The following is a 12,750-nucleotide window of genomic DNA, read 5'->3' on the forward strand; positions in this document are numbered from 1 at the left end:
CAAGAACACAAAAAAGAAGCCCGGCAACAACAAGAACAAATGCAGATCGTCATTGCTTCTAGGGCGGGGTCGCGAAAGCGGCTCCGCCTTTTAATTATCTCCACCATCCACGCCTCCCCCCGTGGGCAAATCTCGCCCAAACCGGTAAACTCTCGTTTTCGCTAAGCGCATTACGGATTTCAATGCTGACTAAACTCAAACAGAACGTGTCCCGCCTGTTCGGAAACGGCACCAAAAACCCTCGCCGCCTGGAACGCAGGGAAATTCCCCGGGAACAGCACAACGTCTCCCGCTCGATGATCAGCGACCCCGCCAAGAAGGTACTGCACCGCCTGAACAAGGCCGGTTTCGAGGCCTACCTGGTGGGCGGTGGCGTCCGCGACATCCTGTTGGGCGGTAAGCCGAAGGACTTCGACGTCGCCACCAATGCCACCCCGGAAGAGGTGCACGACCTGTTCCGCAATTCCCGGCTGATCGGCCGCCGCTTCCGCATTGTCCACGTCCTGTTTGGCCGCGAGGTGATCGAGGTCACCACCTTCCGCGGCAATGCCCAGGACAGCGACGACAACGGCGATGACCACCGCAAGACCAACGAACACGGCCTGCTGCTGCGGGATAACGTCTACGGCAACCAGGAAGAAGATGCCCTGCGACGGGACTTCACCATCAACGCCCTGTATTACTGCATTCGCGATTTCACGGTGATCGACTTCGCCGGCGGCATCGAAGACCTGAACAACCGCCAGCTGCGGCTGATCGGCGATCCGGAAACCCGCTACCGGGAAGATCCGGTGCGGATGCTGCGGGCAATCCGCTTTGCCGCCAAACTCGACTTCACCATTGAGGCAGGCACCGAAGCACCGATCACCGAACTGGCGTCGCTGCTGAACCACATTCCTCCCGCCCGCCTGTTTGACGAGGTGCTCAAGCTGTTTTCCGCCGGGCACGGGGAGTCCACCTACCAACTGCTGACCCGCTACAATTTGCTCGAACCCCTGTTCCCGCAGACTGTCCGGGCCATCGAAGACGGCCACTCGGACGAACTGATCCGCCAGGCCCTGCGCAATACCGACGCCCGCATTCGTCAGGGCAAGTCGGTTACCCCCTACTTCCTGTTTGCCGCCATGCTCTGGCCGGCTCTGCAGCAGGAATGGCGCCGCCGTCAGGACCAGGGAGAGCCGGTACAGCCGGCACTGCATCAGGCGGCGGCCAAGGTGATCGGTCGCCAGATACAGGCCACCTCCATTCCCAAGCGATTCTCCGGACCGATGAAGGAGATCTGGGAAATGCAGATGCGGCTGCCACGGCGCCAGGGCAAGCGCGCCCTGACCACCATGGAACACCCGCGATTCCGTGCCGCCTACGATTTCCTGCTGGTCCGGGAAACCGCCGGCGAGATCGAGCCCGGCCTGGGCCAGTGGTGGACCGAGTTCCAGGCCGCCGATGAACGGGGCCGGGAACGCATGCTCAGCGAGCTCTCCAGCGGCGGCCCCAAGCCGCGACGCCGGCGGCGTCGGGGCGGCAACCGGAACCGGAGCTCATGACCGTCCGCGCCTATGTGGGGCTGGGCAGCAACCTGGCCAACCCCCTGCAACAGCTGGCAGCCGCCGTCACCGCCCTGGCCACCCTGCCCCAAAGCCAACTGGTGGCCCAATCCCCCTTTTACCGCAGTGCGCCAGTGGGCCCCCAGGACCAGCCGGATTTCATCAATGGTGCGGTAGCCCTGGAGACCCGACTGCCCGCCCTGGCGTTACTCGACCAGCTGCAGGCCATCGAACAGAGCCAGGGACGGCAGCGGATTGAACACTGGGGGCCACGCACCCTGGACCTGGACCTGCTGCTCTACGGCAAGGAAACCATCACTTGCGACCGCCTTCGGGTGCCCCACCCGGAGCTGGTCAACCGGGATTTCGTGCTGCAACCGCTGCTGGATCTGGACCCGGCGCTGACATTACCGGACGGGCGAGCACTGGCGGACCTCCGCCCGCTGTGCCCGGACAACCGACTCCAGCGCCTGGACCCACAGCCGGCAACGCCACCCCAGGCCGACTAGCGCCCGGACGGCCTTGCCTCATGCCCGGACCAAGATTACCCTTATCGTCTGATCATGCCGGCAGTCTTCCGGCCCCGTCCTGATCCATCCACGAAGAAGGCAAGGATTCTATGGCTGTTACCATTAACACCCTGCGTGACTACAAGCAGAAGGGCGAGGCGTTTGCCGTCCTGACTTCCTACGACGCCACGTTCGCCCAGATTGTCAGCGAAGCCGGTGTCGATGTGATCCTGATCGGCGACTCACTGGGCATGGTGCTGCAGGGCAATGACAGCACTCTGCCGGTTACCATGGACGACATGACCTATCATGTCCGCGCCGTCGCCAAGGGCAACCAGGGCGCCCTGATCATGGCCGACATGCCGTTCATGTCCTATGGCACCACCGAAGCGGCGCTCGACAACGCGGCGGAACTGATGCGCGCCGGCGCCCATATGGTCAAACTCGAGGGGACCGACTGGATGGCCGAAACCATCACCGCCCTCAGCGAGCGCGGCATTCCGGTTTGCGCCCACCTGGGCCTGACCCCCCAGTTCGTCAACAAGTTCGGCGGCTACAAGGTCCAGGGCCGGGGTGAGCAACAGGCCGAGCTGATGATTGAGCACGCCTGCCAACTCGAAAAGGCCGGCGCCGACGCGATCCTGCTCGAATGCGTCCCCGCCGCCCTGGCCGCGCGCATCACCCAGGCGGTGAAGGCCCCGGTTATCGGCATTGGCGCCGGAGCGGATACCGATGGCCAGGTGCTGGTGGTCCATGACATGCTGGGCATCACGCCCGGCCGCCGGCCACGTTTCGTCAAGAATTTCCTGGCGGATGCCGGCTCGATCCAGGAGGCCCTGGAGGCCTACGTCAAGGCCGTCCGGCAACGCGAATTCCCCGGTGAGGAGCACACCTTCCAGGCATGAGAACCGTACACAAACTGAAAGAACTCCGGACCATCCTGCAGAACTATCGGGCGCAGGGTAAACGCATCGCCCTGGTGCCCACCATGGGCAACCTCCACGATGGCCACATTTCCCTGGTGAGCCGGGCGCTGGAGGCCGCCGACGTGGTGGTGACCAGCATCTTCGTCAACCCCATGCAGTTTGGCGCCCACGAGGATCTGGACAAGTACCCGAGGACCCTCCAGGCCGACCAGGAGCGCCTGGAGCAGGCAGGCAACACCCTGGTGTTCGCCCCACCGGTCAGCGAAATTTACCCGCAGGGCCTGGCCCAGCAGACCCAGGTGGTGGTTCCCGGGGTGAGTGAGGGGCACTGCGGTGCCGGCCGGCCGGGCCACTTCGAGGGCGTGGCCACCGTGGTCACCATGCTGTTCAACATGGTCCAGCCGGACGTCGCAGTGTTCGGTGAGAAGGATTTCCAGCAGCTGGCGGTGATTCGCAAGCTAACCCAGGACCTGCGGCTGCCGGTGGAAGTGATTGGCGCGCCAACGGTGCGGGATGCCGACGGCCTGGCTCTGAGCTCCCGTAACGGCTACCTGTCCACCGAAGAGCGGCACAAGGCCAGCACCCTTTATAAGGTTTTGCGAAGCGTGGCCAGTGAACTGCAAGGGAACAACCCCGCCGAGATCGGTAAACTAGAGCAGGAGGCGGCGGCGCAACTGCAAGAGGCCGGCTTCCGCCCCGAATACGTCAATGTGGTCAACAGCCTCACCCTGCAGCCGGCGCAACCGTCGGATCGCGACCTGACGGTTCTGGCGGCCGCCTTCCTGGGCACCACGCGACTGATTGACAACATCTCCGTCCAACGATAGCCCGTCGTCTACGAAAGGAATCCGTTATGGCACACGCCGGCAAGCGCCTCACCCTGCTGGATGAGTGGCAGGCCCTGGAGGAACACCAGGCCAGCCTGCAGCACACCCACATGCGGGAGCTGTTCAACCAGGACCCGGAGCGCTTTCAACGCTTCTTCACCGAGGCCGCCGGCCTGTCCCTCGATTATTCCAAGAACCGGATCACCCAGGAGACGATGGACCTGCTGATGGCCCTGGCTCGGCGCTGCCGGGTGCCCGAAGGCATTGAGGCCATGTTCCGGGGCGAGCGGATCAACACCACCGAACAGCGCCCGGCCCTGCACGTGGCGCTGCGCAACCAGTCCGGCGACGCCATCCGGGTGGATGGCCGGGATATCATGCCGGAGGTCAAGGACACCCTGGCCCGCATGGAAGAGTTCGTCTGGCGGGTACGCAGCACCCAGTGGCGCGGCTTCTCCAACAAGCCGTTCACCGACGTGGTGAGCATTGGCATTGGCGGCTCCTTCCTCGGCCCCAAACTGGTCTCCGCCGCCCTTAAACCCTACTGGCACGGTCGGCTCAACTGCCACTACGTGGCCAACATCGATGGCAGCCACATCACCGAGGTGCTGCGCCACATCAACCCGGAAACCACCCTGTTCCTGATCCAGTCCAAGTCCTTCCGCACCCAGGAAACCCTGGAAAACACCAAGGTGGCCCGGGAATGGTTCCTCCACAATGGCGGCAGTGAGGCACAGATTGGCAAGCACTTTGTGGCGGTCACCGCCAAACCCCAGGCCGCCATCGACTTCGGCATCGCCGAGGAAAACATCTTCCCCATGTGGGACTGGGTGGGCGGCCGCTATTCGCTGTGGTCCGCCATCGGCCTGCCTACCGCACTGACCATTGGCATGGAGAACTTCCGCGCCCTGCTGGCCGGCGCCTACGCCATGGATTGCCATTTCCGCCAGGCACCGCTGGAGCAGAACCTGCCAGTAATCCTGGCGCTGCTGGGCATCTGGTACAACAACTTCTGGGGCGCCGATGCCCACGCCATCCTGCCCTACGACCACTACCTGCGCGGGCTGCCGGCCCACCTGCAGCAACTCGACATGGAAAGCAACGGCAAGTGCGTGACCCATTCCGGCGATCCGGTGGACTACCAGACCGGCCCGATTATCTGGGGCGGCGCCGGGGCCAACGGACAACACGCCTACCATCAGTTGCTGCACCAGGGCACCTGCCTGTCGCCGGCGGATTTCATCATCCCGCTGCACACCCACAACCCCGTGGCCAACCACCACGCCATTCTGTTTGCCAACTGCCTCAGCCAGACCCAGGCGTTGATGCTAGGCAAGACCGAAGCCGAGGCACGCACCGAGCTGAAAGCTCAGGGTCTGCCACCGGCCGAAGTGGAGCGCCTGGCCCGCCACAAGGTGATTCCCGGCAACAAGCCCAGCAACACCCTGATGTTCGAGCGGGCAAACCCGAGAACCGTGGGCGCGCTGATTGCCCTGTACGAGCACAAGACCTACGTTCAGGGCCTGGTGTGGGACGTGGATTCGTTCGATCAGTGGGGGGTGGAGCTGGGCAAACAGCTCGGCGAGGACATCCTGCAACGCCTGCTGGGCAACACCACCGGCGGCCAGGCATCGGACAGCTCGACCGAGGGACTGATCCGGCTATTCCGCAATCAGCACAATAACGGTCACTGAACGCTGTCGGGGCGGGGCGAGATCACCTGCCCGCGCCAGCGGAAGGGCACCACCCAGAGCTTCTGGTCGCTCCGGTAGGCCCGCCAGAGTGCACCGTAGCTCAGGCCGGACACCGGATGAACGTCATCCGGCGCAATTTCCGCCAGCGGTTGCAGTACAAACGCGTTCTTCAGGATCTCCCCCCGTGGCAGTTCGACCCCGGCAATGCTGCCGGCACTGTCCCCGTAGGTGAGGATATCCAGGTCGAGGGTTCGGGGGCTGAACCGGGCCACGTTCCGCCGCCGTCCATTCTCTTCTTCGAGCCGCTTGAACAGCCGGGACAACTCTGCCACCGGCATGGCCGTGCGAATGCCCACCACCAGGTTGAGGAAGGGGGCGCCGTCAAAACCGACAGCCTCACTCTCGTACACCGAGGAGACGGCCAGCTCGCCGAAGCGCTCCGCCAGCGCATCCAGGGCGGCCGAGACGTAATGCTCGCGGTCGATGTTACTGCCTATGCTGATGTACACCTGAACCGGCTGACTCACGGACGCTGCCCCCGCTCGATTCGAACCCCTACCGACCGCGCCTGGGGTACCGCGCCCGGCTTGCGGATGGTCAACTGCAACCAAGCCACCCCGAACTCCTGCTGCAGACAGGCAGCCAGTCCCTCGGCGGCGGTCTCCAGCAATTGCGGCTGGCGCTCCTTGAGATAGCGACCGACCCGGTCGCTGACCGCGGCGTAATCCAGCGCCTGGGTGACGTCATCCTGGGCCGCCGGCACCGAGTTGTCCCAGGCCAGCTCCAGATCGACCAACAGGCGCTGGGCCACTTCCCGCTCCCAATCGTAGACACCGATTACGGTTTCAACGGCCAGGCCCTCGATCAACACCGAATCTGTCACCTTCGAACCACCTCTGATTGCATACACACTTCCGACTCAGGGACCGGGCAAACCGCTCCCCAGGATTTGCGACCGTTCGCTAATTGAATGACTGCTGCGCCGCCTATACTGTAGGGCATTCGCCCTTACCGCGAATGCGGTGGGATTTTCGCATAAAAGTCAGGCCCACGTCTTTGCCCATGCCCCTGCTGAACGAGCCTGTGCTCACCATGCTGCTTTGCCTGCTGGCCTACCTGGCCGGCTCGGTCCTGTTTGCACTGATGGTGTGTCGACTGTGGCGCCTGCCCGACCCCCGTGCCCAGGGCTCAGGCAACCCCGGCGCCACCAACGTTTACCGTACCGGAGGCTGGCCGCCGGCCTTGGCCACCCTGCTGCTGGACGGGTTAAAGGGCTGGTTTCCGGTCTGGTTAGCCGGTCTGGCGGGGCTGTCGGTATTTTCCCAGGCCATGGTGGCGCTGTGTGCGGTGACCGGCCACATGATTCCGGTGTTCTTTCGCTTCCAGGGTGGCAAGGGCGTTGCCACCGCGCTCGGTGGCGGACTGGCCCTGGCTCCCCTCACCACCGTGATCATCAGCACCATCTGGGGACTGGTGATGTGGCGCTGGCGCATTTCCGCCCTGGCGTCGATCATCGCGCTGGGCTGCGGACCGCTGATCGCCGCCGTCCTGGAACCCGATACCCTGCCCCTGTTCGGGCTGCTGGCGCTGCTGATCATCGTGCGTCATCGCAACAACCTGATACGCCTGGCCCAGGGCCGGGAATCCAAGTTCTAGGGGCTCGCCAAGCTAGTCCGCCAGGCCCTGGGTGCGGGATGCCGTCAGGGGCGGCAGGGTATCCATGGGCCAGCGCGGTACTGCCACTATGCGCTCACCGTCCCGCTGTCCGGCCAGCAATCGCTGACACCCCGCGTAGGCGATCATGGCACCATTGTCGGTGCAAAATTCCGGACGCGCGTAATAGACGCTGCCGCCCAACTTGCCCACCTTGGCCTCGAGGGCTTCGCGCAGACGCCGATTGGCACTGACGCCGCCGGCCACGACCAGGCGCTTACACCCCGTCTGCTCCAGCGCCCGACGGCACTTGATCACCAGGGTATCGACCACCGCCGCCTCGAAAGCCCGGGCAATGTCGGCCCGCACCTGGTCATCCAGGGTACCGGCCTGCTCGGCCTCGGTGATGGTATTGAGGGTATAGGTCTTGAGCCCGCTGAAACTGAACTCCAGGCCGGGCCGGTCGGTCATCGGACGTGGAAAACGGTAGACGCCGTCCCGCCCCTTCTCCGCCAGGGCCGACACCCGGGGACCGCCCGGGTAATCCAGCCCCAACATCTTGGCGGCCTTGTCGAACGCCTCACCGGCGGCATCGTCCACCGACTCACCCAACAACTGATACTGGCCGATGCCGTCCACCTCCACCAGCTGGGTGTGGCCACCGGAGACCAGCAGCGCCACGAAGGGGAACGCCGGCGGCTTGTCTTCCAGCATTGGTGCCAACAGGTGCCCTTCCATATGATGCACTCCGAGCACCGGCACCCCCAGCGCAAAGCCCAGCGCGTGGGCCACCGAGCCGCCCACCATCAACGCGCCCACCAGGCCGGGACCGGCGGTGTACACCACGCCCTCCAAGTCACGGCGCTGCCTGCCGGCCTCCTGCAGGACCTGGTCGCACAGCGGCAACAGCTTGCGGACGTGATCCCGCGACGCCAGTTCAGGCACCACGCCGCCATAGTCGGCATGCATCTCCACCTGACTGAACAGCGCGTGGGCCAACAGGCCGTCTTCGCTGTCATACAGGGCGACACCGGTTTCATCACAGGAGGTTTCAATGCCTAGCACCAGCATAGTCAGGACTCTCTTGAATGGGTGGCAAGATCGAGGCTGGAGTTTACCAGATTTGCCGCACCCGCCGGCACAATTCCTAACCAGGCATTGACCAGCACCGGCGCTAAGCGCTATTATTGCCGCCCCTTAATTTCGCACTGGTTGAGTTTTGTCCAATTTCACCAGGCGTTATAATTGAAGCCGTGCAGCACAAGGCTGGCGAGCACCGAGTCGCTGTGTACCGCTAACGGGTACAAGTAGACCTGTCTGCACTGCTTCCAAAACTGAAACCGAATCTATTAGGTAGGTGATTTTCGAATGCCAGCTGTTAAAGTGAAAGAGAATGAGCCGTTTGACGTAGCCCTGCGTCGCTTCAAGCGTTCCTGCGAAAAAGCGGGTGTCCTGTCGGAAGTGCGTCGTCGTGAGCACTACGAGAAGCCGACCGCCGTTCGCAAGCGCAAAGCTGCCGCAGCCGTCAAGCGTCATCTCAAGAAGCTGCAGCGGGAACAGCGCAAGTTCGAGCGTCTGTACTGATCGGTACTTTCGGCTCGCTTGACTGCAAGCCTTGAGTTGCCGCGTTCCCCGCGAATGCGGCCACCACAACAATGCCGCCGAGGCCTGGCTTCGGCGGCATTTTTGGCTGTGGCAAGATTTTTACCCGCGCAACCGGAGACCCCATGAGCGGCTTGATCCCCCAGCGCTTCGTTGAAGACCTGCTCGACCGGATTGATCTGGCCGAACTGATTGGATCGAGGATCACGCTCAAGAAGGCCGGCAGCAATTACAAGGCCCGCTGCCCCTTTCACGACGAAAAAACACCGTCGTTCAACGTTCGTCCCGACAAGGGCTTTTACCACTGCTTTGGTTGCGGCGCCCACGGGGACGCCATCAGTTTTGTGCGGGAATATGACGGCTTGGGGTTTACCGACGCCGTCGAGGAACTGGCCAAACGGGTTGGCCTGGAGGTCCCCTACGATCAGAGCGCGCGACAGGAGATCCAGCAGGCCCGCACCCTGACAGACGCTCTCGATTTTGCCAACCAGCTCTATCGGAGCGCCCTGCAAAGCGCGCAGGGTCAGTTCGCCCGGGATTACCTGCAGCAGCGGGGCCTGGACGACGCGGTGATCGAGCGTTACCAGCTCGGCTATGCCCCGGGTACCGGCACCGCCCTGTTCGACGCGGCGAGCCCGGACCTGCAAGGTCCCCTGCTGGAAACCGGCACGGTCTCGAACCGGTATGGCCGGCCCAGGGACCTGTTCCGCCACCGGATCATGTTTCCGATCCGGAACAGCCGCGGCCGCACCGTCGCGTTCGGCGGCCGCACGCTGGGCGATGACAAGGCGAAGTACATCAACTCCCCGGAGTCGGATGTCTTCCACAAGAGCCGGGAGATCTACGGCCTGTACGAAGCCAAACAGGCCGTCCGCCAACTCGACCGCCTACTGGTGGTGGAGGGCTACATGGATGTCATCGCGCTGGCGCAGCACGGCATCCCCTACGCGGTTGCCACGCTCGGCACGGCCACCAACCAGGACAGCCTCAGCGCCCTGCTCAAGCAGGCCCGGCACCTGGTTTTCTGCTTCGATGGCGACGCGGCGGGCTACCGGGCCGCCGACCGGGCCATGGAAAACGCCCTGGAACTGCTGGCCGACGGCCTGCACCTGCAGTTCCTGATGCTGCCGGACGGCGAGGACCCGGATACTCTGGTGCGCAAGGAAGGCCCGACCGCCTTCGGGCAACGGATCGACGGCGCAACCCCGCTGTCGCGCTACCTGTTTGACCGACAGCAGGCCGGCCTGGACCTTGCGGTGCCGGAACACCGGGGGGAGCTGCGGGCGCGAGTCGAGCCGCTGCTGAACCGGATGCCCAAGAGCACCCTGCGGGACGCCATGTGGCATGAAATGCTGCGGCTGTGCGGCGGTCGCCGGGACTGGCAGGGACAAAACCGACAACAGCCGGGATCAGGAAAATTCAAACCCGGCCGTTTCGGCGATCAACGCCAGCGGGTCCAGGAAGAGCGGATTGACGTCCGCCTCAGCAAAGACAGCGTGCTGTGCCTGGCGCTGGTGGAGGCGCCGGACCTGGCCGCCGACATTCTCGAGCTGTGCCGAACCGATCGCCAGCTCCAACAGGCACGGGAGTTTGCCGAGTGGCTTCTCAACAACCGGCTTGGCAGCCAAAAGCAGCTGATCAGCCGGCTGGCGCTGAATGACAGCGCACGAAGCCGGTTTTACCGGCTGTTCGACGGCATTGAACACGTGCCCTCCAGGGACCGCACCCTGGAATCGGCCCGGGAAATGCTCCATCCGAACCAGGAGGCGGCCCGCAAACAGCGGCTGACCGCCCTGCTGACCCAGAAACGCAGCCTGGCCGACCTCACTGCCGAGGAGCGCCAGGAGCTGAAAAAACTGGCTCAGCAGACGCAGGACCAATAGCGGTACTTGAAACTTAACAAGTTGATCACCATCTAACCAACCGGTGGCAGAGCAACTGCGCGACAGCTATAATGGCTGTTTAACTTTTTTCCTCTTAGAGCGAGTTCACAGGGTGTCTATGTCAGGCAATTCGCAAAAATCACGTTTGAAAGACCTCATTGCCCGAGGCAAGGAACAAGGTTACCTGACTTACGCTGAGGTAAACGATCACCTCCCGGAAGACATTGCCGACCCGGACCAGGTCGAAGACATTATCCGCATGATTAACGACATGGGCATCCAGGTCTGCGAGGAAGCTCCCGACGCTGACACCCTGCTCATGACCGACGGCGATTCCACCGCCGACGAAGCCGCCGCTGCCGAAGCCGCCGCCGCCCTGGCAGCGGTAGAGACCGATGCCGGCCGCACCACCGACCCGGTCCGCATGTACATGCGGGAAATGGGCACGGTCGAGCTGCTGACCCGCGAGGGCGAGATCGTCATCGCCAAGCGCATCGAGGAAGGCATCCGCGACGTCATGGCTGCCGTCGCCCACTTCCCCGGCACCGCCGGCACGGTGCTCCAGGCTTACCAGCGCATCATCGAGAACGAAGGCCGTATCAGCGACATCGTCACCGGCTTCCTCGACCCGGACGACGCCGAGCCGTTCATGGGCGAGGACACCAGCGTCGAGTCCAGCTCGGAACCCGGCAGTGACGATGACGACGACTCCAGCGATGAAGACAGCGATAACGGCCCAGATCCGGAAGAGACCCGTCTGCGCTTCGAACTGCTGAAGGAAAGGCTCGACGCCGCCGAGGCGTTGCTGAGCGAGAAGGGCCGGGCTGACAAGTCCACCCAGGACGCCCTGAACGCGCTGGGCGAAGTGTTCGCCCCCTTCAAGCTGGCCAACAAGGCCTTCGATGAACTGGTGAACGTTGTCCGCTCCACCAATGAAATGGTGCGCGAGAACGAACGGGCCATCATGCAGATCTGCGTGCGCGAGTGCCGCATGCCGCGCAAGGACTTCATCAAGTGGTTCCCGGGCAACGAGACCAACCTGGAGTGGGCGGAAGATCTGGCCAAGAGCAGCAAGCCTTACGCCGCCGCCCTGGCCGAGCGCCAGGACGAAATCGTGCGCCTGCAGAAGCGCATCGCCAACATCCAGGCCGAGGTGGATCTGGACATCCCGGACATTAAGGAGATCAACCGCCGCGTCTCCATCGGCGAGGCCAAGGCCCGGCGCGCCAAGAAGGAAATGGTGGAAGCCAACCTGCGTCTGGTGATTTCCATCGCCAAGAAGTACACCAACCGGGGCCTCCAGTTCCTGGACCTGATTCAGGAAGGCAACATCGGCCTGATGAAGGCGGTGGACAAGTTCGAGTATCGTCGCGGCTACAAGTTCTCCACCTACGCCACCTGGTGGATCCGGCAAGCCATCACCCGCTCCATCGCGGACCAGGCCCGGACCATCCGGATTCCGGTACACATGATCGAGACCATCAACAAGCTCAACCGGATCTCCCGTCAAATGCTCCAGGAGATGGGCCGCGAGCCCACCCCGGAAGAGCTGGGCGAGCGCATGGAAATGCCGGAAGACAAGATCCGCAAGGTGCTGAAGATCGCCAAGGAACCCATCTCCATGGAGACCCCGATCGGCGACGACGAAGACTCCCATCTGGGGGATTTCATCGAGGACATCCAGGCCCTGTCGCCCGTGGATTCCGCCACCGCCGAAGGCCTGCGCGAAGCCACCCGCTCCGTGCTCGCGGGCCTCACCGCGCGGGAATCCAAGGTACTGCGAATGCGCTTTGGCATCGAGATGAACACCGACCACACCCTGGAGGAAGTCGGCAAGCAGTTCGACGTCACCCGTGAGCGCATCCGCCAGATTGAAGCCAAGGCCCTGCGCAAACTGCGCCACCCTTCCCGCTCCGACCACCTGCGCGGCTTCATTGACGACCAGGGCAACGGTTAAGCGCAACAACAGTAGCGGGCGCCTGACCGCACCGGTATAATGGCGCCCGCTTCCCGCTTTCCACAGTGCATCCGAAAAGGGCCTATAGCTCAGTTGGTTAGAGCAGGGGACTCATAATCCCTTGGTCGCTGGTTCGAGTCCAGCTGGGCCCACCA

Annotated in this window: 12 protein-coding genes and 1 tRNA gene; 10 read left to right on the forward strand and 3 right to left on the reverse strand. The window is 63.5% G+C overall.

The window, feature by feature from the left end; genetic code table 11:
- Positions 1-182: 182 nt before the first annotated feature.
- The 5 genes from pcnB to pgi all read left to right on the forward strand — a co-directional run bounded on the left by pcnB (position 183) and on the right by pgi (position 5,500).
- Complete coding sequence (gene pcnB, locus R3175_RS16340) at positions 183-1,544, forward strand: polynucleotide adenylyltransferase PcnB (protein ID WP_318945399.1); 1,362 nt, start codon at positions 183-185, stop codon at positions 1,542-1,544.
- The gene (gene folK, locus R3175_RS16345) at positions 1,541-2,053 is read left to right on the forward strand and encodes a 2-amino-4-hydroxy-6-hydroxymethyldihydropteridine diphosphokinase (protein WP_318945400.1); all 513 of its coding nucleotides are present in this window, start codon (positions 1,541-1,543) and stop codon (positions 2,051-2,053) included. Before pcnB ends, folK (R3175_RS16345) begins: the two co-directional genes overlap by 4 nt.
- A gap of 110 nt (positions 2,054-2,163) precedes the next feature.
- On the forward strand, positions 2,164-2,958 hold the full coding sequence (gene panB / locus R3175_RS16350) for a 3-methyl-2-oxobutanoate hydroxymethyltransferase (protein WP_318945401.1): 795 nt from the start codon (positions 2,164-2,166) through the stop codon (positions 2,956-2,958).
- Positions 2,955-3,806: a pantoate--beta-alanine ligase gene (gene panC / locus R3175_RS16355; RefSeq protein WP_318945402.1), complete on the forward strand. Its 852-nt coding sequence runs from the start codon at positions 2,955-2,957 to the stop codon at positions 3,804-3,806. Before panB ends, panC begins: the two co-directional genes overlap by 4 nt.
- A 26-nt stretch (positions 3,807-3,832) precedes the next feature.
- On the forward strand, positions 3,833-5,500 hold the full coding sequence (gene pgi / locus R3175_RS16360) for a glucose-6-phosphate isomerase (protein WP_318945403.1): 1,668 nt from the start codon (positions 3,833-3,835) through the stop codon (positions 5,498-5,500).
- On the opposite strand, the gene folK (R3175_RS16365) is transcribed toward pgi, so the two are convergent.
- Both folK (R3175_RS16365) and folB read right to left on the reverse strand, forming a co-directional pair.
- The gene (gene folK / locus R3175_RS16365) at positions 5,494-6,027 is read right to left on the reverse strand and encodes a 2-amino-4-hydroxy-6-hydroxymethyldihydropteridine diphosphokinase (RefSeq protein WP_318945404.1); all 534 of its coding nucleotides are present in this window, start codon (positions 6,025-6,027) and stop codon (positions 5,494-5,496) included. The two genes, pgi and folK (R3175_RS16365), sit on opposite strands and share 7 nt — an antisense overlap.
- Positions 6,024-6,383, reverse strand: a complete 360-nt coding sequence (gene folB / locus R3175_RS16370; protein ID WP_318945405.1) for a dihydroneopterin aldolase — start codon at positions 6,381-6,383, stop codon at positions 6,024-6,026. Before folB ends, folK (R3175_RS16365) begins: the two co-directional genes overlap by 4 nt.
- A gap of 179 nt (positions 6,384-6,562) precedes the next feature.
- Here folB and plsY point away from each other — a divergent pair, with 179 nt between their 5' ends.
- Entirely contained in the window at positions 6,563-7,156 is a 594-nt protein-coding gene (gene plsY / locus R3175_RS16375; protein ID WP_318945406.1) for a glycerol-3-phosphate 1-O-acyltransferase PlsY, read from the forward strand.
- A gap of 12 nt (positions 7,157-7,168) precedes the next feature.
- Here plsY and tsaD read toward each other — a convergent pair whose 3' ends face one another.
- Positions 7,169-8,224, reverse strand: coding sequence for a tRNA (adenosine(37)-N6)-threonylcarbamoyltransferase complex transferase subunit TsaD (gene tsaD / locus R3175_RS16380; RefSeq protein WP_318945407.1), 1,056 nt, complete (start codon positions 8,222-8,224; stop codon positions 7,169-7,171).
- 297 nt (positions 8,225-8,521) lie between these two features.
- Here tsaD and rpsU point away from each other — a divergent pair, with 297 nt between their 5' ends.
- The 4 genes from rpsU to R3175_RS16400 all read left to right on the forward strand — a co-directional run bounded on the left by rpsU (position 8,522) and on the right by R3175_RS16400 (position 12,750).
- The gene (gene rpsU / locus R3175_RS16385) at positions 8,522-8,737 is read left to right on the forward strand and encodes a 30S ribosomal protein S21 (RefSeq protein ID WP_007153483.1); all 216 of its coding nucleotides are present in this window, start codon (positions 8,522-8,524) and stop codon (positions 8,735-8,737) included.
- Between the two features lie 143 nt (positions 8,738-8,880).
- Positions 8,881-10,638 carry a DNA primase gene (gene dnaG, locus R3175_RS16390; protein WP_318945408.1) on the forward strand — a complete coding sequence of 586 codons (1,758 nt, stop codon included), beginning with the start codon at positions 8,881-8,883 and terminating at the stop codon, positions 10,636-10,638.
- 118 nt (positions 10,639-10,756) lie between these two features.
- Positions 10,757-12,595: an RNA polymerase sigma factor RpoD gene (gene rpoD / locus R3175_RS16395; RefSeq protein WP_318945409.1), complete on the forward strand. Its 1,839-nt coding sequence runs from the start codon at positions 10,757-10,759 to the stop codon at positions 12,593-12,595.
- A 78-nt stretch (positions 12,596-12,673) separates the two neighbouring features.
- Positions 12,674-12,750 (forward strand) — tRNA-Ile (locus R3175_RS16400).

It is taken from the genome of Marinobacter sp. (assembly GCF_033722735.1).
Lineage (GTDB): Bacteria > Pseudomonadota > Gammaproteobacteria > Pseudomonadales > Oleiphilaceae > Marinobacter.